Source organism: Pseudoroseomonas sp. WGS1072 (assembly GCF_049340465.1).
Taxonomy (GTDB): Bacteria; Pseudomonadota; Alphaproteobacteria; order Acetobacterales; family Acetobacteraceae; genus Pseudoroseomonas.
The window spans coordinates 222,918-244,474 of record NZ_JBMPSU010000001.1 but is presented as its reverse complement, the minus strand read 5'-3'; the positions used below and the strand labels follow the sequence as shown (position 1 = coordinate 244,474).

Below are 21,557 nucleotides of genomic sequence, written 5' to 3'. Positions count from 1 at the left end.
TATAAAGGCGCCGGGCCCGCCCAAGGCGGGTTTCTGGAGGCCGCTTGATCCGTCTCAGCATACCGCTGCGCCAGGCCCTGTCCCGCCTGTTCCTGCCGATGCTCCTGGCGGTGGCGCTGGGCCTGGTGCTGCTCGGCAAGGCCGATCCGGCGCTGGTCGAGCGCGGGCGCATGGCCCTGGCCGACGCCCTCACCCCCTTCTACGTCCTGCTGACCCGGCCGGCCGGGGCGGTGCGCGGCGCCCTGCAGGAGCTGCGCCAGATTTCCGAGATCCAGGCCGAGAACCGGCGCCTGCGGGAGGAGAACGGGCGGCTGCACCGCTGGCAGGCCGCCGCCCTGGCGCTGGAGACCGAGAACGCCCTGCTGCGCCGCCAGCTCCGCTTCATCCCCGATCCGCCCGCGGCCTTCCAGACCGCCCGTGTCGTCGCCGATGCCGGTGGCACCTACGCCCGGGCGGTGCTGCTGGCCACGCCGCCGGGCGTCACGCTGCGCAAGGGGCAGGTGGCGCTGGACGAGAACGGGCTCGCCGGGCGCGTCACCGAGGTCGGCAGCCGGTCGGCCCGCGTCCTGCTGCTCACCGACATGAACAGCCGCCTCCCCGTGGCGCTGGAGGACAGCCGGTCCCGCGCCATCCTGGCCGGCACCAACGGCGCCCGGCCGCGCCTGCAGCACTGGCCGGAGGGCAGCCCCCCGCGCGAGGGCGAGCGGGTGGTGACCAGCGCCGAGGCCGGCATCTTTCCCGCCGGCCTGCCGGTGGGCGTGGTCCGCTGGCCGGAGGGCGGGGCGCCCGAGGTGGAGCTGTTCGCCCGTCTGGAGCGGCTGGACCTGCTGCGGATCTTCGATTTCGGGCTGTCCGGCATCCTGCCGCCCGAGGCGGTTGCCCGGCCCGAAGCGCGCGGCCGCCCTTGAGCCGGGGCGGGCGGGCATGGTGCTGAGCGGCGGCCAGCAATCGCCCCCGGGGCTGCTGACGCGGCTCGATGTCCTGGCGCGCGCCGCCTGCCCGGCGGCCGGCACGGCCCTGCTGATGGTGCTGCTCTCCGCGCCCACCGGCCTGCCCTCTGCGGTGCCGGCCGTGGCGCTCGGCTGCGTCTTCTTCTGGTCCCTGTTCCGCCCCGCCGTCATGCCGCCGCCCGCCTGCTTCGCCCTGGGCCTGCTGCAGGACCTGCTGGGCTTCGCGCCGCTCGGCATCGGCGTGCTGACCCTGCTGCTCACCCATGGCACGGTGCTGCGCCTGCGCCGCCTGCTGGCCCGGCAGCCCTTCGCGCTGGTCTGGCTGGCCTTCTCGGGCTTCGCCCTGGCCGCGGCGGGGCTCGGCTGGCTGCTCACGGCGCTGCTGGGCTGGCGGCTGCCCTCGCCGGTTCCGGCGCTGGTGCAGGGCGCCCTCAGCCTCGGCCTCTATCCCGCCCTTGCGGCGCCACTCACCGCGCTGCACCGGGCGATGCGCCGGGCCGAGGAGACGGCCGGGTGAGCCGGCGCGAGGAGGAGCGGCGTCGCGCCCTCTTCACCCGCCGCGCCCTGCTGCTCGGCGCCGGGCAGCTCGGCCTGCTCGGCTTCCTGGGCTACCGGCTGCAGAAGCTGCAGCTGGAGGAGGGCGAGCGCTATGCCACCCTGGCCGAGGAGAACCGCATCTCCACCCGGCTGCTGGCACCGCCGCGCGGCCGCATCCTGGACCGCGCCGGCCGCGTGGTCGCCGCCAACACGCTGAACTGGCGCGTGCTGCTGACCGCCGAGCAGGCGGAGGATGTCGGCGCCACGCTCGCGACCCTTAGCCGGCTGCTGCCCCTGGCCGAGGGCGAGGTGGCGCGGATCGAGCGCGACATCCGCCGCCGCCGCCGCTTCGTGCCGGTGGTGGTGCAGGAGTTCCTGAGCTGGGAGGAGATGGCTCGCATCGAGGCCAATGCCCCCGACCTTCCCGGCATCAGCGTCGATGTCGGCACCACGCGGACCTATCCGCTGGCCGAGCATCTGGCGCATGTCGTGGGCTATGTCGCCCCTCCGGCGGAAGCCGACATGGATGGCGACCCGCTGCTCAGCCTGCCCGGCATCCGCGTCGGCCGCGCCGGCATCGAGCGGCATCACGAGCGCGTGCTGCGGGGCCGCGCCGGCACGGTGCAGATGGAGGTGAACGCGGTGGGCCGCGTCATCCGCGAGCTGGACCGGCGGGAGGGCGTGGCGGGGCGGGAGGTGCGGATCTCGGTCGATGCCGGGCTGCAGAAGGCGGTGCGCGACCGCATCGAGGAGGGCACCAGCGTCGTCGTGATGGATGCGCGGAACGGCGAGGTGCTGGCCATGGCCAGCCAGCCGGGCTTCGATCCCAACCTGTTCAGCTCCGGCATCTCGGCGGCGCAATGGCGGGAATGGACGCGCAGCCGCGCCACGCCGCTGATCAACAAGACCACCAATGGCCTCTACGCGCCCGGCTCCACCTTCAAGATGGTGGTCGGCCTGGCGGCGCTGGAGGCCAGGGTCATCACGCCCACCGATCGCCTGACCTGCCCGGGGCATTACGACCTGGGCGACAGCCGCTTCCACTGCTGGAACCGGCGCGGCCACGGCGCGCTGGACCTGCGCGGGGCGCTGAAGCAATCCTGCGACGTCTACTTCTACGAGGTGGCGCGGCGGCTCGGCATCGACCGCATCGCCGCCATGGCGAAGCGGCTGGGCCTCGGCGTCGAGCTGGAGATCGAACTGCCCGGAACCCGCCCCGGCTTCGTGCCGACGCGGGAATGGCGCACCCGGCAGGGCAAGCCCTGGAACCTGGGCGACACGGTGGTGCACGGCATCGGCCAGGGCTTCTATCAGCTCACCCCGCTCTCGCTCGCCACCATGGCGGCGCGGCTGGCCAGCGGGCGGGCGGTGCAGCCGCACCTGACCCAGGCCATCGGCGGCCGGCCGGTCATGGGCGCCCGGGCGGAGGACTGGCCCTCCCTCGGCCTGGCCGAGCGTGACCTGAAGCTGGTCCGGGAGGCGATGTGGGCGGTGGTGAACGAGGCCGGGGGCACCGCGCGGGTGGCGCAGCTGCCGCCGGGCCTCGGCGCGCTGGCCGGCAAGACCGGCACCACCCAGGTGCGGCGCGTCAGCCGGGAGCAGCGGGAGCGGGGCTTCCGGGTCGAGAGCCAGCCACGCGAATGGCGGCCGCACGCCCTCTTCGTGGCCTTCGCGCCCTATGACGATCCGCGCTACGCCATCTCGGTGGTGGTCGAGCATGGCACCAGCGGCTCGGGCGCGGCGGCGCCGCTGGCGCGGGAGGTGATGGTGGAGGTGATGACCCGGCTGCGGCCGCCCGCCGCGCCGCAGGCCGGAGGCGCCGCGGAGGCGGGGCGGCTCGCGGAGGCGCCGCCGACGGGAGGCCGGCCGTGACGGTCTTCGAGCGCCGCCTCCTGACGCGCAACCGCGGCCCCGGCCTGCTGGAGAAGTTCTGGCTGATCCCCTGGGGCTTCGTGCTGCTGCTCTGCGCCATCGCCGCTGTCGGCTATGTCGCGCTCTATTCCGCCGGCGGCGGCTCGCCCGAGCCTTATGCCGGCCGCCATGCCCTGCGCTTCGGCTTCGGCCTGGTGCTGATGCTGGGTCTGGCCATGACCGATCTGCGGCTGGTCGCGCGGCTGTCCTGGGCAGGCTATGCGCTGGGCGTGGGGCTGCTGGTCCTCGTCGCGCTGCACGGCCAGGTGGGGAAGGGGGCGCAGCGCTGGATCGAGCTGGGTCCCTTCCAGCTGCAGCCTTCCGAGCTGATGAAGATCCTGCTGGTCCTGGCCTTGGCGGCGTGGTTTCACCGCGCCGGCGAGGAGCGGATCGGGCAGCCGCTGTTCCTCGTCCCGCCGCTGCTGGCCGTGCTGCTGCCGGTCGGGCTGATCCTGAAGCAGCCCAACCTGGGCACTGGCCTGATCACGCTGATGGTCGGCGGCGCCGTGTTCTGGGCGGCCGGGGTGCGGTGGTGGAAGTTCGCCCTGGTGGGCGGCGCGGCCCTGGCCATCGCGCCCCTGGCCTATGAGCGCCTGCGCGACTACCAGAAGGCCCGCATCCTGGTCTTCCTCGATCCGGAGAGCGATCCGCTCGGATCCGGCTACAACATCATCCAGTCGAAGATCGCGCTGGGCTCGGGCGGGCTCTGGGGCAAGGGCTTCCTGCAGGGGACGCAGGGGCACCTGAACTTCCTGCCGGAGAAGCAGACCGACTTCATCTTCACGATGTGGGCCGAGGAGTTCGGCCTGGTCGGCTCGCTGGCCGTGCTGGCCCTGCTGGCGCTGGTGGTGATCTTCGCGCTGCTGACGGCGCTGCGCTGCCGCAGCCAGTACGGGCGGCTGGTCGCCCTGGGGCTCGGGGTGAACTACTTCCTCTATGTCTTCGTGAACATCGCCATGGTCACCGGCAGCATTCCGGTGGGCGGTGTTCCGCTGCCGCTGATCAGCCATGGCGGCTCGGCCATGCTGACCAGCATGGTGGGCTTCGGCCTGCTGGCCTCCGTCCATGTGCATCGGGACACGGAATTTGGCGCGGGCGGCGATTAGGGGGTTGCCAAGCCGGGCGGATGCGGTAAAAGCCGCCCCCACGGAACGGCGGCCATCACCGCCGAGATCCGGGTGGGGCGCATAGCTCAGTTGGTAGAGCAGCTGACTCTTAATCAGCGGGTCCTAGGTTCGAGCCCTAGTGCGCCCACCAACACTTTCAATGACTTAGAGTGCTTTAGAAGAGCGGCCAAGTGCGGGTAGCCTCTTCTGCGGACTCACTGCGGACTCAGCGGCAGCTCACTCTTCTCCATCGTGTCGCCAGCTGGCCGGGGCTGCTCCATACCTGACATCAGGTGCTGAAGGTCGCGGACCAAGTTCCTCTGAAACGTGTCCACTGAGCCACGGATCGAGCGCACAACAGGCTCGGGTAGCCCATGCGTGCGGCCGATTTGACCAGGAAGGCTCTGGAGTGCCTTGCCGAGGGTTGAGAAAGCCGCGCCTAGAGCAGTTTCCGCGTTCACCGATTCAGAAGAGGATTCCCTTCTGCGGCGGGATGTGATTCGCTTTTCCTCCTGCGAGGGAGGACAGGATGGCCCGAGCCTACAGCCAGGATCTCCGGACGCGTGTGCTCGACGCAACGGCACGCGGGATGTCGGCACGGCAGGCCGCAGCCCATTTCGGAGTGGGTGTGGCAACAGCCGTTGTGTGGGTACGGCGAGCGCGGGATGAGGGTGAGACGGCGGCACGCCGCCAGGGGCAGCCCAGAGGCTCCAAGCTTGATGGGCAGGCCGATTTCCTGCTCGACCTGGTCGCCGTCAGGCCCCTCATTACCCTCCGCGAGATGCAGCAGCGGCTGCATGACGAGCGCGGCCTCTCGGCGGGGATTGGCACGCTCTGGCGCTTCTTCGCGGCACGGGCGATCACCTTCAAAAAAAACCGCGCACGCCGCCGAGCAGGACCGGCCGGACATCGCCGCGGCCCGCGAAGCCTGGTTCGATCGGCAGCCTGACTTTCATCCTGATCGCCTGGTGTTCATCGATGAAACCGGTGCCAGCACCAAGATGGCGCGACTGCGGGGCCGTGCCCCACGTGGCGAGCGCCTGCGTGCAGGCGTGCCGCACGGACATTGGAAGACCACCACCTTCGTCGCCGGTCTCCGCCTCACAGGCCTGACCGCGCCTATGCTGCTCGATGGGCCCATGACCGCGCAGGCCTTCCAGGCCTATGTCGAGAAGGTCCTCTGTCCAACCCTGTGCGCCGGCGACACCGTCATCCTGGACAACCTGGCTGCGCATAAGCGCCACGAGGCCCGCCGGGCTATCGAGGCCACGGGTGCGTCCCTGCTGTTCCTTCCGCCCTACTCGCCGGACTTCAATCCAATCGAGAATGCCTTCTCCAAGCTGAAGGCGCTCCTGCGCAAGGCGGCGGAGCGCACCCTGGACGGGCTCTGGGCCACCATCGGCCAACTCCTCGATGCCTTCACACCAGCAGAATGCGCCAACTACTTCACCGCCGCCGGATATGAGCCGGAGTAGATGGAAAATGCTCTAGAGCTTCCCGCACCTCCGAGGCTTGCACGAGGAAGCCGGCCTCCCGGGCCATCTCCAGCTCCAGACGGCGCTTACGGACCAGCGCCAGGGCCTGCTGCGGCGTGAAGTCGGTGTCATTAGCGGCGGCGCCTTCCTGGCCAGTGAGCGGCAATCGGTACTGCTCCAACCGCTCCCTTCGCTCCCGCTGCGCCTCCAGCTCGGCTTCCTCTTTGTGCTGCAGGTGCGCCATCACTTGGTCGGCATCGAACTGCCACTCGACGCCATAACTTCCGCGCGTATGAACAGGAAAAGAAGGGTCCTTGCGGATCCATTCGTGCAGCGTAGACAAAGAGACAGACAATATCGTCGCCAGCTCCGATTTATTGACTAGCATTCCAGATCCTCCAATCATCGACGCAGTCCACAACTTAGGGTCTGTCTTTCTATATCAGACGGAGCCTGAAACCGGGCGCGAATTACCCCCCGGTCCAGGACCCCCTTTGGAAGGACCCGTTGGGGGGGGTGGGGGAGGCAGGCAGATCGCCTGCCATCCGTGGCCTACCGCCTCCTAGCCGTCGCTAGAGCATGGCGCAGCGCCTTGCGGAACTCGTCAGTCAGCGCAGCTTCAGCAGCCTCGCGCACGATGCCGTAGAGGTCGAAGATCGGTTCGTAGCGCGGCTGCGATCCGAAACCGTAGACGGGCACCACGTTCCGGCCGATCCGCTCGTAGACAGCCGGCTTCAGCCCGCCACGATTGGTGCCGGGACGGATCGCGAAATACTTTTCATTGCGACGCTTTCCCTGTCCGCGACGTCGGAATGCGCTTGTGCCGTCCAATGCCTTGACGACCGACAGGACCTTCGTGAGTTGCCCTTTGTTGATGTTGCCGTAAGCATCGAGTTCCGCAGCCAGCCCAGGCATCAGGAACTTTCCCGGCGCCAGGATGCCCGCGGCGCGGAGGATGAGCTCCGACTTCTTGAGAGCCCGCGGCCCTCCGATGATGTTCGGCGCCAGATACCGACTGGTGGCCGCGCCGTTTGACGCCCTGTCGCGCAGATGTACCGCCGCGACCAGATCCGTTCTGGTCGCTGGCTTGACGTAGTTGCTCCGCATGGTGAAGGGCGTCGGCTTGTCGAAGATGCTGGGCATCTCCCGTGCGACGGCCCTCTGACCAGCCTGCGCCGACCTAGTCAGCGCCAGCGCCGTGGCGAATGGAATCTGCCGTTTCTCCAGATCATTCAGCGTGCGGATAAGAGGGCGAAAATCCGCCTTGATGTCGAACATTCGGAAGCCTCCTGAGCTTTCCATGATGGCCGCCAGCGACAATGCACGACGGTCGATACACAACCTAAGAGAGAAATCCCTGACCGTGGAATTAGCCCTACCCCTCAACTATTTAGTGTGTTCAGCGTGAGGCCAATTGCCCCGGATCGGACCCAAATTCCTCTCTCATTCTCCCACCTTTCTCCCTTTATCTATCCAGAAATCCGTGTTCCAGTGTTCCCGTGTTCCAACCGTTTATTATCAATGACTTGTAGGGAACACCGGATTCCCCTCCGTGTTCCAAGTAGGGGTTTTTGGCACACAAACCGGGGTCAAAGGTCGGCTTCGTCCTCCGAAAACAGCTTGTCGGCGATGACATAGAGCCTCTGCTTCGGCTCCCCGGTCGGCCTCAAGGACTGTGAACTGCGGCCATTCTGATCGCTGACCAGGAACCCGCGCTCAGTCAAAGACGCAACTGATTGGCGAAACTGAAGGCCGACCAATGCTTCGTTCATGCCCGTGCTGGTTGCATAATAGACCCATCGCCAGCGAGTGCCTTTGCCCTCCTGGACGGGCTCCCAGCGGCGAAATCCAGCGCGATTGACAGTGCGAAAACGCTCATGCGGCGGGGTATCTGGATGCGCGTCGGGATCATCTTGCGCGTCCTCCGGCGCCTTGCCCCACAGCTGAAATCGACCAGGTCCGTGAAGTTGGATGAAGCGTCGAAGCTGGGTTTCGGCCTGCTGGTCCTCCCGTGCGCCGATACCGCCCCTGTCGCGGATCCAGGCTCCAAAGCAGCGGAAGGCGGCGTCCTCGGCCTCCGTCTCCGGCCAGGGCAGGACACCCGCCTCTGCCGCCAGTTCACCGGCAACCCCGACCAGGGCAAAGAGGGCGGCCACGCTGGCAACCTGACCGCCCGCGCCCGCGGGCAGCATCCGTTTGGCGGCCTCGCCGCGACGTCGGATCAGGTTGGTCCGAAACCCTTCCTCGTCTTCCGCGAGTCGCCCGACAAGCCATGTCAGCCAAGCTGGTGCCGCCGAGCCGAACTGCGCGGTTGTCGCCGCAGTGATGTGTTCGGCAAAGTCCGCTGGACTGGTATGGGCGTGGATATTCTCGAACAGGCCCAGCTTTGCCCCCGCATCGGCTTCGATGTCGATCAGGCGGACTTCTTGGCCCGCCCGCATGATCTTGCCAGCTTCCTCGCTCTTCTCGGCGATCCCCACTTCACCGCTGCTCAAGATCATTGCACGCCAGCGTAGTTCGGGTCGTGCTAGGCCATTACGACTGGCGCGCACCTTCCCCTTGCCATTCGCCAACATGTAGGCTGCCTCCCCCGCCTCTCGGCCATCGAGCTGACCCAGCTCATCGAGCACCAGCAGGGTGTCGGAATGCGCGGCGGCGGTGCTCTCGACGCCGTTGCTGGTGGTGCGCCACGTCTTGATGAACGCGCTGGCACCGGTGGCTGGATCGCCGCCCCAGACCGACGCCGCCAGGCGCAACGCCGTGGATTTGCCGAGCCGGGAGGCGCCCTTCAGATTGAAGCCAGCGCCGTCCACCGCGGCGAGCTGCAGCAACGGTCCGGCCAGCGCACAGGATACGCTGAAAGCCAGCCGGCTGTTGCCTATACAGAGGGCCGCGACGTTCTGCTTCCAGTCATCGAGCGTGCCCTGCTGCTGGAAGGCATGCGGTGCCCTAGCGGCTTGATCGATGAAAACATGGTCGCCCGTCGCGCCGATCGCCAAGTTCGGAAGGACAAAGACCATCCGGCCTCCAACACGATGCCAACCTCCGCAAGGAACTGAGGTCGCACGCGTGGGCGAGCGAGCCCCGGTCAGGAGTTCCAGCAGGGCGACGCGCGCTGCCTGGCTCGCGCCCAGCACCAGCCCGGCATCCGCGAGGAGCTCGCGAACAGCGGCGCCGTCGCCCGCCAGCAAGCGCCGGGGGACAATCACTTCCTTCTCAACGCCATCGCGGTCGGAGAACCGGAGCAACAATCCCCAGCTCAGCCCTTCCGTCGAGCGGGTCTCAGCTACCACCTCCAGCGGCGCGCAGACCCAGGTCGCGGCCTTGTCGGGATCGCTTGATGGCTTCCAGATACCCTCCGTGTCGACGCGGAAGTGCCGACCGAAGCTGGGCATCGGCACGACATTTGAGCTGAGCGCTGTGCTAACCGCAGGCTTCGCTTCGGCGATGGCTGCCTTGATGCGACTTTTTCCAGGCTTCTCATCGGACATTGTTGTCTCCTCACCCCTCAGGGTGCGCATAAGGCGTCATTGAAATCAGAGCCGATCGGCGAACGGGCGATGCGCACTTCGCGGCCTTCGGCGATGAAGCGATCGACGGCACGCTGCAGAGCTTGCGCAGCGGATGAGTTGTGATCGTCGTTATCGGCGCCGATGACCACTTTGGTGATCGCAGGCGGCAGGTTGATCGAGGCCATATTGCCTAATGAGATCGCGGAGATGATGCGCATCTCCGGCACTGCGGCGGCAATCGATAAGGCGGTTTCTATACCTTCAGCGACGACAACTTCTTCGCCCATCGCCGCCAACTTAAGTGGCTGACCGCTGCTGCCACGCCAAAGTGGAACAATGCCACCTGCAAAGGAGCCGATCACCTTCTTCGCGTTCTTAAGGGGTGCTTTTCGCCAGACTCCGGTCCTATCTGGAGCAATCCAGATGCGCTGCGTCGCGACATGGCGCCCGCCCGGTTCGCATATCGCGGCGAGTAATGCTGGCAAAGGTCGACCCACTTCGGCGCACCAGAGCTCCGCATGATAACGAAGAGCTGCCGGCTGGCGGCCGAGATCTCGAAGATGAATCCCTCGCCCGGACAGATAGAGTTCAGCGGGTGTGTCAAGAATCTGTCGTTGGCCGGCGAGGAACAGGCTAAGCGCCTGGCGACGTCGTCGCATCGCGTCTTTATCAGGCTCCACATCGGAACGCGCGCGACCAGCTTGTCGTGGCTTGGCAATCGGGACCTCGCCGCTGTTCAGGCCGAGCCATCTGGAAGCCCATTGTATCGCGTCGCGCTTGCTGCCGGAGAACAGTGTCTGTGCGACCAGGTCGAGTGCGTCACCACGCTGACCGCTGGCGAAGTCGGCCCATACTCCGGCCTTCTCACCACGGATCCGGACAGCTAAAGATTGCCCGCGCTCTCCATGAAGGCTTCCGCAACGCCATTCCGGTCCTTCGCGCCGGCCAGCAGGAAGAAGCTCGCGTGCCAGCTCAGGGGCGCGCGCCGCCAGCATGCGCGCGATCTCGTACGCGCCTGGTCCACGCATCATGCGACACCGCCCTGCGCAGGAGCGTCCGACCAATCGTATCGGCTTAGAGCCTCATTGACCCAACGGATCCGTACTGATAGCGGAAGAAGCCTGACCTGCTCTGCAAGCGCGTCGCGCGCGGCCATCTCCAGACGTAGCAGCAGGCTGCTGACGTCATGGCGACGTCCTCTGAAGCTGCGCACGATGGAGCGCGCGATCCACATCGGAGTGATCAGGGCGATCTCGCCACTTAAGTAGACACGGCAAACCTCGTGACTCGCACCGGAACGAAGACGGCGGACGAGAGCCATCCGTTCGGCTGCTTCGAAGCCGAGAACGGCCAGAACATCGCCGAGCACGATATGCGGCATGTCCGGGTGAGGCTTCGGGCTGGCGGCGAAGCGGACGCCGTCATGTCCGATTGCAGCGATGAAAAGGACCTCGGTCCTTCGGGAGGGCATTGCGATGCCTCGCTTCTACAATAAGGAAATGGGAGCCACGCTGCTGCGCGGCTCCCGTCAATTACTCGCGCGTCGGAAACATCGCCTTCGGCATGCCGCGCGCAGAGTACAGCGGCAGATCGACCTCGGAGATCTCAAATTCGTCACCGGCCTCGACGATGCGGCCGTCGGGATGCAGATCATCCACGATGGTAAAGCCGGTGATGGCGACCAGCGTGATGCGCGGCGAGGCCGCGCGTGCACGGTCCCTCTCGTCCGCCTCACGGCTGATGCGCTCGCGCTCGCGCCGCCAAGACAGCTCGGTCTCCGACACCGCGACGCCGGTCGGTGCGGCGATGGGCGATGCCAGGGTAAAGGCGCCCGGCCGGTTCGTGCTGCTCATCTATTGCTTCCTTCAATCAGATATCGGTGTCGCGGAACTGGAGCGGCGCCAGCAGCACCTGCTCCTCAATAGTCACCCTCAGTCGGGTATGCGGATCGGCCTCCCGCAGTGTCTTGGCCTCCAATGCCTTGCGCTCCGCATGCTCATTGAGGAGCCGGCGTTCATCCGAGGCCAACTGCATTCCCCACACTCCATTTGCGGACAGCGGAACGGCCGACCGGCCGCCGATGCTGATCGTGGGGCCGTCCGGCGTCGGCAGCACCGGCTTCACCGTGCCGTTGTCAGGATGCAGGATCTGCCGCCGCTCATAGAGCAGAACCGCTTCGGCGCGGGTGACCTGGAGCGTTTCTCCTGCATTCAACAGAAGATCCGGCAGTCCGCTCCATCCGGAGGGATGCGGATGGAGGCGTACGCGCGCGCCCGGCGCGACCGTGACACGGATGCTGTCATCGCTCTGCATCACGTGATCCTCCAGGTCGGAAAGACGGCGCGCGGCAGAAGATCCGGCATCACCGGCTGCTTCAGCGACAGGGCGCCCCGCGCGCGGATGATCGGATCCTGGTAGGCGGCCTCGACCGCCTCCATCAGTTCTACCCGCGCGCGCTCAGCCTGATCGTGCAGCCGCAGGCCGCGACCGATAAGGTTTCGGATCTCCTCGTAGTCCTCCGCCCAGCCCTTCAGCGCCTCGATCGCCGCCGCGGCCGAAGCATGAAGCGCCTCGATCTCGGCCAACATCCTGTCCGTACGCTCGCGCTGCGAAGCCGCGGCGTGCCGCTGGTTCAGGCCGTTCAGAAGAGTGGCCACTCGCTCAGCCGAAAGCTCCAGGCTGGCAACCCGCGCATCGATCGCCAGGATGTCGGCATGCGCCGCGTGCAGCAGCATGTCGGCGCGTCGGCCGCGTAGGGCATCGAGCTGCAAGGCCAGCTTCTCCGAAACCCGCTTGGCCGAGGCGACGGCCGCCGCCAGCGAGGCCGCCGTCTCGTCAGCAGGCTGGAGCGCCCGGATGTCGATCTCCGTGGCGTCGCTTTCGTCAACTACATCAATGCTGTCTGTCGTCACGCCGCGATACTCCCCTTCAGGACGATCCCGGCATCGCGCAGAGGATCGCGGACGGAGACCAGGGTGTGGCCGGCGCCAAGGATGACGGCGTTCTCGTTGAACTCACCCTTGACGTAGACGCCGACATTGCCGAGGTCGACGGCGCTGGCGTCATAGTCGTCGGCGAGGATGCCGAAGGGCACCTGACTGCCGTCCGAGCTGGCCGAGGCGCTCAACGTGACCTTGCCGGACGCCGTGATGCGGCCGACGACCGCGCCGCGCTTGAGGTTCTGGCCGGAGATCAGCACGCCGTTCCAGGTCGCGATCTGGGTCAGGCCGGCGATCAGCTTATCGGGCGTGTAGATCTCGGAGTGCTGGAAGATGCTCTGCGACATGATCAACCACCCCTCGCTCGGGCCTTCGCGCCCGCGCGCAGGATGGCGGCCGCCGCGGCCTCGGCGCTGGAATAGCGCACGTTGCCGGCCTTGAAGGGATTTCCTCCCTTCATAGCGGCATGCCGCGGCACCTGGCGGTCGGGCTCAGCAGCCTGTGCCAACCAGGGGAGCCGCACGCCTCGAAGATGCGCAAAGCGGTCCGCTGACGCGCCCGTGTCCGCGTTCGACGCCTTGGACTTGAGCAAGGCCTGCTTTAGGCGCTTCTTCACGAGAGGTTTCGACAGTTTGGACTTCTGCTCCTGCGAGAGCACCTGACGGAGCGGCTTCTTCGTCTGCATGTTCTGCGGCGCCGGCTTGCCCATCTGGTTGCTGCTGCGCTGGCCATTCACCCCGCCGACGCCATGGAGCGCAGGCAGCGTACGCGGGCTGCTCTTGGGCAAGGAGACGCCATTCCTCGCCGGATCCCGGCGAAGTGGTTTCGTCATCATTTCAATTCCTCGAATTATGGGTTGGCGGATTTATCGCTCACTGGTGCTGGCCACCTTGCGGCCGTTTAGCCACCGATCAATTTCCCCCAAGTCGTACACAACTCGCCGGCCGATCTTGCAGAAGGGCGGCCCGTCGCCGGTAATGCGCAGCCGCTCCAGGTAGCGAGCGGACAGGCGCGCATATCTGGCGGTCTCGTCACACGATGCCCAGCGGTGGGAGGCCTGAGGCAGCTCGCCTACCGAGGCCTTGCCATCGGAAATCTTCTGACTGTGCCTTTTCACCGGGACCTCGATCATGGAGCGCCATCACGTCTGGCGCTTCATGTCAGTGCCCTCCGGGATGACCGGTGTGGAAGCGGTGCATCCGGTGTGCCAACGATTACACTGGTGGCTGGCTATCCCTTCTGCTTCCTCCAGCCCAGATAAACGCTCTTCGGTTCGAATTCGGCTTCGGCCGGCTGATTCCACTGGCGCGCAGCGAAGAGCTGCATGTCGTTAAGCTCCCGAAGCGGCGGAACCTCGGCAAGGCCGGGGAAGTGGATGTGGATTGCCTCCGCAGGAGGAATGTAAGGGTCCTTCGAATTCGGCGCGATGGTCGTCGTCGCCCAGTTCGTCAACCACGTCGCCCAGGATAGGATCTGGCGTATCGAATGCGGCGCTAGCACCATGCGATCAATCTCTGCATCGCCCAGCCTCGGCATGTAGATTTCCCGAGTGTGCCTCATGTGGAGGAGCAAAGCGGCGTATAGAGGTGCTGCGCCGCGCCATTTGCCCCATTGCCGCAGGAAGTTGCTCTTGCCTGAGGTGACCGCAATATCCCCAGCTGCTGCCCCTACCGTCATGATTGCGTAGGCTCGAGTCAGTGACGGAGAAAGGTCTTTATGGTGGTGTGCGATACTGGCAGCCAGATACAGCGCGATGCCAAACATACTGCCCTTCGTATTGGCTTCGCGGAGTTCCTTGAGAGTCTGTTCAAGGCTATGGGCATTCTTCAGTGTTCTACGGCCGCCGAAGTGCTCATAAACCTTATTGGCGCTCAGCTTCTCCGCTATGGGCCAAGCGCCATTGAGCAAAGAAGCTTCCCTGGAGAAGTGAGGTCGGCGCAGGACGTCTCCGGGGGTGGAACCGAGCTTGCTAGCGATGCCATCGATCACGATTTGCATCTCTACCCGCTGCCGCGCCATCTCCGTCGGCGTGAGATCATCTAGAGCATTTTCCATCTACTCCGGCTCATATCCGGCGGCGGTGAAGTAGTTGGCGCATTCTGCTGGTGTGAAGGCATCGAGGAGTTGGCCGATGGTGGCCCAGAGCCCGTCCAGGGTGCGCTCCGCCGCCTTGCGCAGGAGCGCCTTCAGCTTGGAGAAGGCATTCTCGATTGGATTGAAGTCCGGCGAGTAGGGCGGAAGGAACAGCAGGGACGCACCCGTGGCCTCGATAGCCCGGCGGGCCTCGTGGCGCTTATGCGCAGCCAGGTTGTCCAGGATGACGGTGTCGCCGGCGCACAGGGTTGGACAGAGGACCTTCTCGACATAGGCCTGGAAGGCCTGCGCGGTCATGGGCCCATCGAGCAGCATAGGCGCGGTCAGGCCTGTGAGGCGGAGACCGGCGACGAAGGTGGTGGTCTTCCAATGTCCGTGCGGCACGCCTGCACGCAGGCGCTCGCCACGTGGGGCACGGCCCCGCAGTCGCGCCATCTTGGTGCTGGCACCGGTTTCATCGATGAACACCAGGCGATCAGGATGAAAGTCAGGCTGCCGATCGAACCAGGCTTCGCGGGCCGCGGCGATGTCCGGCCGGTCCTGCTCGGCGGCGTGCGCGGTTTTTTTTGAAGGTGATCGCCCGTGCCGCGAAGAAGCGCCAGAGCGTGCCAATCCCCGCCGAGAGGCCGCGCTCGTCATGCAGCCGCTGCTGCATCTCGCGGAGGGTAATGAGGGGCCTGACGGCGACCAGGTCGAGCAGGAAATCGGCCTGCCCATCAAGCTTGGAGCCTCTGGGCTGCCCCTGGCGGCGTGCCGCCGTCTCACCCTCATCCCGCGCTCGCCGTACCCACACAACGGCTGTTGCCACACCCACTCCGAAATGGGCTGCGGCCTGCCGTGCCGACATCCCGCGTGCCGTTGCGTCGAGCACACGCGTCCGGAGATCCTGGCTGTAGGCTCGGGCCATCCTGTCCTCCCTCGCAGGAGGAAAAGCGAATCACATCCCGCCGCAGAAGGGAATCCTCTTCTGAATCGGTGAACGCGGAAACTGCTCTAGGACGTCCATGGCATGCGCGGTCATGGTGACCAGTGCCCTAGCGCGCGCCTCCGGGTCGAATGGCCATCCCAGGACGGCGGCCAGCATGTTGCCGGCAGTTGGATGGTCGGGATCGATGAAGATGGAGAGCGGCCCTGGTTCAGCCGCATGTTGCTTGGCCACGCTCATTCTTCCTTGTCGTTGAGAGCAGCGATATCCCGGCGGCATATTAGCGTGCTTGGCGGCAGCGCGTGGAATCTGGGCTGGTCTCTACCCTGGCATTCCGGCGCAATAGATAGCGCCCTGCGCCGGGCCCGACGCAGGCCCTCTATCCCTCCCCTGCGCCGGGCCCATGCCGCCCTCCTTACAGGCCGGGAATCAGCCGGCAGGCATCCGCCCGCAGGCTGTCGGCGACCAAGCTGCCCTCGACCGAGAGCAGGTCGCCAGCCTCTCGGGCGACGATGGTGCCCTTAACGGCAAGGCCCAGCGCGCCCCGTGCCGGCTCGGCCGCCATCCGGCGCATCGCGGCTTCGTAGCGCGCCACGGCGGCGCTCAGCTCTGCAGCCTCAGCCTCCCCACCCTCATTGCGAGAATGCGCCACCACCGCCCGCTCGACGGCGGCATCCGCAGCGTCCACCTCCACCAGCAACTCGAGGAAGGGCGACACGGTTGGGAGAGCGAAGCCGGGAGACAGGATGTCGCAAGCCAGCGAATCCATGATGGCATCTTCCTGCCCGTATGGACTCCCATCGCGATAACGTTGAACCTTCGTCAACGCCACGACGGCCTTCGCCTTGGCACCTTCTGCCGTTCGGGCCGGGATGTCCATGATGTCGAAGAGCAGGTCCCGCATCACGGGAACGCGGATGTCTTGTTCTTTGCTTAAGGCATCCTCGGCCGCCTGGTCACCGCGCTCTTCGGCAGCCAGCATCTCCTCAAGGCAGCGGTTGTAGGCCTCCTCCATCACCATGTAGCGGCGGCAGAGGGCAATCAGCTTAACGTCCGGGTTCTCGCCCCGCGGCGCGTAAATGTGCCCGCTGGGCATATTTTCACCAGAGCTGGGGGAAATATGGGAATTCCCCATACTGGCGGCTGAGGCCGCAGGCCGGGCGGATGCCAGTAGGGCGGCGGCGATCATGGTGGTCATGGTGTGTCTTCTTCCGATCGAGTCCATCAGATGACCCCCGCCCAAGTGCCGAGGCCGGCGGCGAGGGCCGCCATGGCGTAGGCAAAGATGCGGAGGCCGCGGTCACCGGCCGGCACGGGATCGGCCGGACGGTGGAGGATGGAAAGCGGCGGAAGGTCGCCATTGGCAACATAGGCGAGCGACATCTGGGCGCGGCTGGGGCGGATCATCGGCCAGCCTCCAGCGGTGCGGGCTCGCTGAAGTTAGCGCGGGCCCGCCGCGGCCCGGGAAGCCGGATGACATCGTTCACCGCCGGATGCTGCGCCGGCTGCAGTGAGGCTTCGTCGGCCTCAGCCTCGCCATCGGCGTCCGGCTCCAGGTCGGGATCGCCGTCCAGGGCATCGGCCTGGGCCAGCAGGAGCTCCACCTGGTCGAGGAGGTGCTCGATCTCGTCTTGGAGCCGGCGCTTCTCCAGGAGGTAGGCGGCCGCCCACGGTCGGAGGACGGCTCTTCTTCTGCTGGACGCACTAAGGGCGTCGGGGGTATGGGCGCGTTCAGCCATAGCCAGCTCCGTTCACGAGCAGGTTGCGGTCAGGCCGAAGGCATAGGGTTCCAGCCTCTGCTTTCGGCCGCTTTATTTGCCGTCATCGCCATCATGCGATAACGTGGTGCTAACTTAGTGACCTAGCACGCGCGCTGTCAACGGGGTGATCGCATGATAACAGGAGCACAATGCCGTATGGCGCGTGCAGCCCTCAGGCTTGGTGTCAGGGAGTTGGCTCAGGCCGCCAAGGTGTCTCCAGCTACCGTGACACGCATCGAGGGAGACATGCCGGCGAATGCGGCCACTCTGTCTGCCATCCGCGCCGCCCTGGAGGCGGCCGGCATCGAGTTCATCCCGGAGAACGGGGGAGGGGCGGGGGTGCGGCTTGTCCGGGCGACACCTGCTGAGGATCCGTCCGGCCGCCCCGACTTCGCCAGCACCATCGGTACCGCCCTCGACCGGCTCAAGCCCGACGACGACTAGGCAAGAAGAAGCCCAGCACGGGCTGGGCCAATTTCACACGCAGAAGGCAATAGGCAATGCGCTGCGGGGAGGAATTGTGCGGCGCGATAGATCAACTGGCCAGATTGCTTTTGGTTGCGGCGCAGCAGGCCCAGCGGAAGGCGGCCGTCGCCGCCAAGAACGAGTGCGAGCTGGTGGTGCTGCTGGCCGAGGCGCGGATCGGCACGGAACTCCGCGCGGCGCAGGAGCGGGGCGAGGTGGCCGGCAAAGGCAATCCGACCGGAGCAAACCAGCATGGAGGAAATGTCCGAGGTTCGGACATTTCCTCAGCCACCCTGCAGGGGATCCTCCACCTGTCCCGCGAGCACCTCCGCCGCGAGCGGGAGGAGCGTGGAGGGGAGCGGCAGTTGCGGGCGGTGCGTCCGGAGGACCAAATGCGAGGCCGCGATGAGGCGCTAGAGGGGTGAGGATGGATGTCGACGCAGGTTGTGAATCGGCCGGTGTTGAGTGCATTCCGAACATTCGAGGGGTCGCAGGAAAGTTAATCTATGACAGTCGATAGCGCATCACCCGGGATGTGCAAGGTGTCGGAATCAGGTGGGAGGGGCGTAGGTAACCGTGGATCCTAACAACAGAACGGATGGCGAGCGCCTTCCGCCGGATGTGCAAACACTGCTTTATCATACATCCTATCCTGCTGCGGCTCTGCGCCATTGGCGCGACGCTGAGTATCTTCGTAGCGCAGGGAAGCATGATAGTGCTGGTTACCACTATGGCTTCGCTGCCGAGTGCGCCCTGAAGCTAAGCATGGAGCAGCGGCAGCAGGACACACAGCCGATCCCACATGAGCATATTTTCTGCCCATCAACTCGTTCAGGTACGAAGTTACCCGATCTAAGAGCAACGGCCTTGAGGCGCTTGCGAGGTCGGCGGGCACAAGGACTGCTCGTATTACTAAAAATGGAAGATTACTTTCGCGGTTGGGCAGTTGATATGCGGTATAGCTCAGACGGAATAGTCACCCAGACAACGTGCGCCGCGTGGCAAGATCAAGCGCGGCGCACCCTGAGAGCAGTAGGATTGGTGCTGTGACTGACATCGCAACCTTCGACACCAGCCTTCCGCTATTCGTCCAAGCGGTGCGTGACGTCCTTGGGTCCGAGGCACTAGAGGCCGGACAGTTCCTGCGTGACGCCACCGGCGCACTTACCTTCATCGTCCCGAGCATTACCGATCAGGATGCCAGCTTGCTTACGGCAAAGGTCCTTGAGCGGCTGAGCCCGTACGCGGACGCCACTCGGGGTGTTGTCATTACCGCTGACGCGATGACAGAAGACGACGGAGCGCCTTCATTCCTCAACGTCCAAGTTCGTGTACCGGATGAACGTCAATCGCGAATGGTCAAGTTGATTGACCGTCGCGTAGTTGGACAGGATTGGACCCGCACACCGAGACGCGCTTGGCATGCTCCCGAGCCAGCGCGCGTTGTGTTTTGGAGCCTCAAGGGCGGCGTTGGACGCACGACAGCCCTCGCCGTCGTTGGTGCGCATCTTGCCAGGTTAGGAAAGAAAGTTCTGGCAATGGACCTGGATCTAGAAGCGCCAGGTCTTGGTTCAGTTCTTCTTGGTCCGAATGATCGCCCCCCGTTTGGTGTGCTGGACTGGTTTGTCGAACGCGCACTGACGACGGAGGTACCATTCACAGCCGATCAGCTGATAGGGCCGGTTCGCCTCTCCGAAGCAGCAGGCTTGTTTCATGTGGCTCCAGCAATGGGGCAGATGGCAATCGACAACCCTCAGCACGTCGTCGCCAAACTTGGTAGAGCCTACCTCGAAAGCATGAGCAAGCATGGCGCCCTGGAGACCTTTCTTGACAAGGCAGAAGAGCTTTCAACCTTCCTTCTAAGACAAGGTGAGTACGACGTCCTGCTCGTCGACGCGCGAGCAGGTCTCAATGAGGCTACAGCTGCTGCTATACTCGGCTTGGGTGCCGATGTGCTCATGTTTGGCAATAACACACCTCAGACATTTGAAGGCTATCGATATGCGTTGAGTCATTTGAATGGCTTTCCGGCAACGGCAACCGACGACTGGCGCCTTAGACTTAAGATGGTTCATGCCCGCGCATCCGCATCTAAAGCTGGCCGAGAATCCTTCCGGGATCGAGCATACGATCTGTTCCGAGAATGCATTTATAAGGAAGATGCGGACCCATTCGGGGATGATTTTACATTCGGCATCGATGACCAAGATGCCCCACACGCGCCCTGGGTCGTGCTTGATGATGAAAGGTTCCGCGAGTTCGAACCGCTGGAAGCTTCTGACCTGCTTACCGAAAAGTTGGTTCAGGCAACCTTCGGTGACCTGATCAGTGGCCTTATGAGGCGGACCGATCCATGACAACGGACGTAATGGCAATCCGCGAGGAACTGCGCTCCATCCCAAATGATGTATCTGCGACTGTCGCAGATCCGCCGAAGCCGACCGATGTCTATGCGCCCCCTGGGCACACCGCTGCACTGGACCCAGCGCGCAGCATCGTTGTCGGTGCGCGAGGTGCTGGCAAAACGTTTTGGAGCGCCGCGTACCTTACTGCGAGTACTCGGGAATTCATGGCTGCGGAGTATCCGTCTTTACGGCTTGCCTCAGTCATGGCTGTCGCTGGCTTTACAGGCGAAGAAGGTGGCACCGCTCCTTCGCCACGTTTGTTGCTTTCCTTGTCTAGGAGCATCGAAGATGCCGCGGATTTGTGGCGAGCTGTGTTCCTACAGGGGCTCGTACGCGCCCTTGATATGAACCGAAATGAGCCGGGAGATGCGTTACCCAATGTAGAAGACCTTCTAGAATTAACGCAGAATATTTCGGAATCAGAAACTCTGTTTAAAAGATTCAACCACGTTCTTGAAGCCACAGGCAGGCGCATTGTCATTGTCTTCGATGGCCTAGACCGCATCCCGGCCGACTGGCGTACTGTTCGTCGCCTAGTGGGCAGTCTGATGCGCGTGGTGCTTGACCTGCGGCCTTATCGTGCCCTTCGTCCAAAGGTACTACTTCGGCCAGACCAATTCGAAGATGAAGAAGTATTCGGTTTTGTTGATGCTTCTAAACTTAAGGCTGACGCGGTACGCCTCGACTGGAGGCCCATCGACCTCTACGGCCTGCTTTTCACCCAACTAGCTCGCTCGAATAGAAGCCGTGCTGCCTTCGAGGAAATCTGCATTGGGTCTGGCATAGCGTTACCACCTATTGGCGATCAGAGCCCTGCTGCCATTCCCGAATCTTTGCGAAGAGAGGCGCACGATCAGGAAGCTGTTTTCACGCGAATTGCCGGGCGCTATATGGGAGCAGATCATAGGCGTGGGCGAACTTATAGCTGGATTCCGGCGCACTTAGCGGATGCCAGGGGTGAAATTAGCCCGCGCAGCTTTCTTCGAACGCTCGGCGAAGCTGCCGAACATTCCTCCCTTACATCAAGAACGCCGCTAGATCCGGCAGGGCTAAGAAGCGGTGTGCGTGCTGCCTCGGGGGTCAGACTGTCTCAGCTACAAGAGGACTATAAGTGGGCAACTTCTGCTCTCGAGCCCTTAGCGGATTTAAAGGTTCCCTGCGGAGAGAAAGAGTTCATCGAGCGATGGCAGCAGCTTGGGGTAGTTGAGACAATTTCGACCAACGCAGCAGTAGGCCAGTACCTCGGGCCGGTGGAGTTTGAAGCCACGGGCCCCGACAAGAACCGCCTACTACTGCAAGCCTTGATCCGCCTTGGAGTTTTGGAACGTAGAGCAGATGGGCGCGTAAACATGCCGGACATCTACCGTGTAGCGGCTCAGCTCCTGCGCAAGGGAGGCGTAACTCCCGGGCCACGTCGTTACTAGAGGGGGTGGCGGCCCTTTTGGTGCCCAGATGGGCCGTGTCCCTTGCTGTTCTCT

General features: G+C 64.8%; 26 protein-coding genes and 1 tRNA gene. 10 read left to right on the top strand and 17 right to left on the bottom strand.

What is annotated here, in order from left to right:
- The first annotated feature begins 44 nt into the window (after nt 1-44).
- The 6 genes from mreC (at nt 45) to ACF3NH_RS01160 (ending at nt 5,979) form a co-directional block, all read left to right on the top strand.
- Nucleotides 45-908, top strand: coding sequence for a rod shape-determining protein MreC (gene mreC, locus ACF3NH_RS01185; protein WP_198366140.1), 864 nt, complete (start codon nt 45-47; stop codon nt 906-908).
- Nucleotides 909-924: 16 nt separating this feature from the next.
- Nucleotides 925-1,467: a rod shape-determining protein MreD gene (gene mreD, locus ACF3NH_RS01180; protein WP_422921575.1), complete on the top strand. Its 543-nt coding sequence runs from the start codon at nt 925-927 to the stop codon at nt 1,465-1,467.
- On the top strand, nt 1,464-3,359 hold the full coding sequence (mrdA, locus tag ACF3NH_RS01175) for a penicillin-binding protein 2 (RefSeq protein WP_422921574.1): 1,896 nt from the start codon (nt 1,464-1,466) through the stop codon (nt 3,357-3,359). Before mreD ends, mrdA begins: the two co-directional genes overlap by 4 nt.
- Nucleotides 3,356-4,504 carry a rod shape-determining protein RodA gene (gene rodA / locus ACF3NH_RS01170; protein WP_198366143.1) on the top strand — a complete coding sequence of 383 codons (1,149 nt, stop codon included), beginning with the start codon at nt 3,356-3,358 and terminating at the stop codon, nt 4,502-4,504. The genes mrdA and rodA overlap by 4 nt, the downstream gene beginning before the upstream one ends.
- Before the next feature lie 75 nt (nt 4,505-4,579).
- Nucleotides 4,580-4,655 (top strand) — tRNA-Lys (locus tag ACF3NH_RS01165).
- Between the two features lie 378 nt (nt 4,656-5,033).
- A protein-coding gene (locus ACF3NH_RS01160) for an IS630 family transposase (protein ID WP_198368402.1) occupies nt 5,034-5,979 on the top strand; the annotation gives its coding sequence in 2 pieces (ribosomal slippage) (nt 5,034-5,374 and nt 5,373-5,979; 948 coding nt in all).
- On the opposite strand, the gene ACF3NH_RS01155 is transcribed toward ACF3NH_RS01160, so the two are convergent.
- From ACF3NH_RS01155 to ACF3NH_RS01075, 17 genes are all read right to left on the bottom strand, one after another.
- On the bottom strand, nt 5,951-6,367 hold the full coding sequence (locus tag ACF3NH_RS01155) for a hypothetical protein (protein WP_422921573.1): 417 nt from the start codon (nt 6,365-6,367) through the stop codon (nt 5,951-5,953). The two genes, ACF3NH_RS01160 and ACF3NH_RS01155, sit on opposite strands and share 29 nt — an antisense overlap.
- A gap of 164 nt (nt 6,368-6,531) precedes the next feature.
- Nucleotides 6,532-7,257 carry a hypothetical protein gene (locus ACF3NH_RS01150; protein ID WP_422921572.1) on the bottom strand — a complete coding sequence of 242 codons (726 nt, stop codon included), beginning with the start codon at nt 7,255-7,257 and terminating at the stop codon, nt 6,532-6,534.
- A gap of 311 nt (nt 7,258-7,568) precedes the next feature.
- On the bottom strand, nt 7,569-9,470 hold the full coding sequence (locus tag ACF3NH_RS01145; protein WP_422921571.1) for a DUF927 domain-containing protein: 1,902 nt from the start codon (nt 9,468-9,470) through the stop codon (nt 7,569-7,571).
- Between the two features lie 17 nt (nt 9,471-9,487).
- On the bottom strand, nt 9,488-10,486 hold the full coding sequence (locus ACF3NH_RS01140) for a DUF7146 domain-containing protein (RefSeq protein WP_422921570.1): 999 nt from the start codon (nt 10,484-10,486) through the stop codon (nt 9,488-9,490).
- Nucleotides 10,487-10,518: 32 nt separating this feature from the next.
- Complete coding sequence (locus ACF3NH_RS01135; RefSeq protein ID WP_422921569.1) at nt 10,519-10,872, bottom strand: hypothetical protein; 354 nt, start codon at nt 10,870-10,872, stop codon at nt 10,519-10,521.
- 151 nt (nt 10,873-11,023) lie between these two features.
- Nucleotides 11,024-11,344: a hypothetical protein gene (locus ACF3NH_RS01130; protein ID WP_422921568.1), complete on the bottom strand. Its 321-nt coding sequence runs from the start codon at nt 11,342-11,344 to the stop codon at nt 11,024-11,026.
- A gap of 16 nt (nt 11,345-11,360) precedes the next feature.
- Entirely contained in the window at nt 11,361-11,804 is a 444-nt protein-coding gene (locus ACF3NH_RS01125; RefSeq protein ID WP_422921567.1) for a hypothetical protein, read from the bottom strand.
- Complete coding sequence (locus tag ACF3NH_RS01120; protein ID WP_422921566.1) at nt 11,804-12,403, bottom strand: hypothetical protein; 600 nt, start codon at nt 12,401-12,403, stop codon at nt 11,804-11,806. The genes ACF3NH_RS01125 and ACF3NH_RS01120 overlap by 1 nt, the downstream gene beginning before the upstream one ends.
- On the bottom strand, nt 12,400-12,777 hold the full coding sequence (locus tag ACF3NH_RS01115; protein ID WP_422921565.1) for a head decoration protein: 378 nt from the start codon (nt 12,775-12,777) through the stop codon (nt 12,400-12,402). Before ACF3NH_RS01115 ends, ACF3NH_RS01120 begins: the two co-directional genes overlap by 4 nt.
- A 2-nt stretch (nt 12,778-12,779) precedes the next feature.
- The gene (locus ACF3NH_RS01110; RefSeq protein WP_422921564.1) at nt 12,780-13,217 is read right to left on the bottom strand and encodes a hypothetical protein; all 438 of its coding nucleotides are present in this window, start codon (nt 13,215-13,217) and stop codon (nt 12,780-12,782) included.
- A 78-nt stretch (nt 13,218-13,295) separates the two neighbouring features.
- The gene (locus ACF3NH_RS01105; protein ID WP_422921563.1) at nt 13,296-13,562 is read right to left on the bottom strand and encodes a helix-turn-helix transcriptional regulator; all 267 of its coding nucleotides are present in this window, start codon (nt 13,560-13,562) and stop codon (nt 13,296-13,298) included.
- A 98-nt stretch (nt 13,563-13,660) separates the two neighbouring features.
- A complete protein-coding gene (locus tag ACF3NH_RS01100) occupies nt 13,661-14,485 on the bottom strand; it encodes a hypothetical protein (RefSeq protein ID WP_422921562.1) in 825 nt (274 codons plus the stop codon).
- A protein-coding gene (locus tag ACF3NH_RS01095) for an IS630 family transposase (protein ID WP_198368402.1) occupies nt 14,486-15,431 on the bottom strand; the annotation gives its coding sequence in 2 pieces (ribosomal slippage) (nt 14,486-15,092 and nt 15,091-15,431; 948 coding nt in all).
- Nucleotides 15,432-15,461: 30 nt separating this feature from the next.
- Nucleotides 15,462-15,689 (bottom strand): hypothetical protein, encoded by a 228-nt coding sequence (locus ACF3NH_RS01090; RefSeq protein WP_422921561.1) that lies wholly within the window; start codon nt 15,687-15,689, stop codon nt 15,462-15,464.
- Between the two features lie 175 nt (nt 15,690-15,864).
- Nucleotides 15,865-16,647 (bottom strand): hypothetical protein, encoded by a 783-nt coding sequence (locus ACF3NH_RS01085; RefSeq protein WP_422921560.1) that lies wholly within the window; start codon nt 16,645-16,647, stop codon nt 15,865-15,867.
- A 26-nt stretch (nt 16,648-16,673) separates the two neighbouring features.
- Nucleotides 16,674-16,856 carry a hypothetical protein gene (locus tag ACF3NH_RS01080; RefSeq protein ID WP_422921559.1) on the bottom strand — a complete coding sequence of 61 codons (183 nt, stop codon included), beginning with the start codon at nt 16,854-16,856 and terminating at the stop codon, nt 16,674-16,676.
- Nucleotides 16,853-17,188: a hypothetical protein gene (locus tag ACF3NH_RS01075; protein ID WP_422921558.1), complete on the bottom strand. Its 336-nt coding sequence runs from the start codon at nt 17,186-17,188 to the stop codon at nt 16,853-16,855. Before ACF3NH_RS01075 ends, ACF3NH_RS01080 begins: the two co-directional genes overlap by 4 nt.
- Nucleotides 17,189-17,434: 246 nt before the next feature.
- Here ACF3NH_RS01075 and ACF3NH_RS01070 point away from each other — a divergent pair, with 246 nt between their 5' ends.
- The 4 genes from ACF3NH_RS01070 (at nt 17,435) to ACF3NH_RS01055 (ending at nt 21,503) form a co-directional block, all read left to right on the top strand.
- Nucleotides 17,435-17,653, top strand: coding sequence for a hypothetical protein (locus tag ACF3NH_RS01070; protein ID WP_422921557.1), 219 nt, complete (start codon nt 17,435-17,437; stop codon nt 17,651-17,653).
- A gap of 56 nt (nt 17,654-17,709) precedes the next feature.
- Complete coding sequence (locus tag ACF3NH_RS01065; RefSeq protein WP_422921556.1) at nt 17,710-18,099, top strand: hypothetical protein; 390 nt, start codon at nt 17,710-17,712, stop codon at nt 18,097-18,099.
- A gap of 621 nt (nt 18,100-18,720) precedes the next feature.
- Nucleotides 18,721-20,031, top strand: coding sequence for a ParA family protein (locus tag ACF3NH_RS01060; RefSeq protein ID WP_422921555.1), 1,311 nt, complete (start codon nt 18,721-18,723; stop codon nt 20,029-20,031).
- A gap of 251 nt (nt 20,032-20,282) precedes the next feature.
- A complete protein-coding gene (locus ACF3NH_RS01055) occupies nt 20,283-21,503 on the top strand; it encodes a hypothetical protein (RefSeq protein ID WP_422921554.1) in 1,221 nt (406 codons plus the stop codon).
- The last annotated feature ends 54 nt before the right edge of the window (nt 21,504-21,557 follow it).

Coding starts and splice junctions, on each gene's coding strand:
- mreD (WP_422921575.1), top strand. CDS start 925: ATGGTGCTGAGCGGCGGCCAGCAATCGCCCCCGGGGCTGCTGACGCGG.
- ACF3NH_RS01155 (WP_422921573.1), bottom strand. CDS start 6,367: ATGCTAGTCAATAAATCGGAGCTGGCGACGATATTGTCTGTCTCTTTG.
- ACF3NH_RS01150 (WP_422921572.1), bottom strand. CDS start 7,257: ATGTTCGACATCAAGGCGGATTTTCGCCCTCTTATCCGCACGCTGAAT.
- ACF3NH_RS01145 (WP_422921571.1), bottom strand. CDS start 9,470: ATGTCCGATGAGAAGCCTGGAAAAAGTCGCATCAAGGCAGCCATCGCC.
- ACF3NH_RS01140 (WP_422921570.1), bottom strand. CDS start 10,486: ATGCTGGCGGCGCGCGCCCCTGAGCTGGCACGCGAGCTTCTTCCTGCT.
- ACF3NH_RS01135 (WP_422921569.1), bottom strand. CDS start 10,872: ATGCCGCATATCGTGCTCGGCGATGTTCTGGCCGTTCTCGGCTTCGAA.
- ACF3NH_RS01130 (WP_422921568.1), bottom strand. CDS start 11,344: ATGAGCAGCACGAACCGGCCGGGCGCCTTTACCCTGGCATCGCCCATC.
- ACF3NH_RS01125 (WP_422921567.1), bottom strand. CDS start 11,804: ATGCAGAGCGATGACAGCATCCGTGTCACGGTCGCGCCGGGCGCGCGC.
- ACF3NH_RS01115 (WP_422921565.1), bottom strand. CDS start 12,777: ATGTCGCAGAGCATCTTCCAGCACTCCGAGATCTACACGCCCGATAAG.
- ACF3NH_RS01105 (WP_422921563.1), bottom strand. CDS start 13,562: ATGATCGAGGTCCCGGTGAAAAGGCACAGTCAGAAGATTTCCGATGGC.
- ACF3NH_RS01100 (WP_422921562.1), bottom strand. CDS start 14,485: ATGGAAAATGCTCTAGATGATCTCACGCCGACGGAGATGGCGCGGCAG.
- ACF3NH_RS01090 (WP_422921561.1), bottom strand. CDS start 15,689: ATGAGCGTGGCCAAGCAACATGCGGCTGAACCAGGGCCGCTCTCCATC.
- ACF3NH_RS01085 (WP_422921560.1), bottom strand. CDS start 16,647: ATGACCACCATGATCGCCGCCGCCCTACTGGCATCCGCCCGGCCTGCG.
- ACF3NH_RS01080 (WP_422921559.1), bottom strand. CDS start 16,856: ATGATCCGCCCCAGCCGCGCCCAGATGTCGCTCGCCTATGTTGCCAAT.
- ACF3NH_RS01075 (WP_422921558.1), bottom strand. CDS start 17,188: ATGGCTGAACGCGCCCATACCCCCGACGCCCTTAGTGCGTCCAGCAGA.
- ACF3NH_RS01065 (WP_422921556.1), top strand. CDS start 17,710: ATGCGCTGCGGGGAGGAATTGTGCGGCGCGATAGATCAACTGGCCAGA.
- ACF3NH_RS01055 (WP_422921554.1), top strand. CDS start 20,283: ATGGCTGTCGCTGGCTTTACAGGCGAAGAAGGTGGCACCGCTCCTTCG.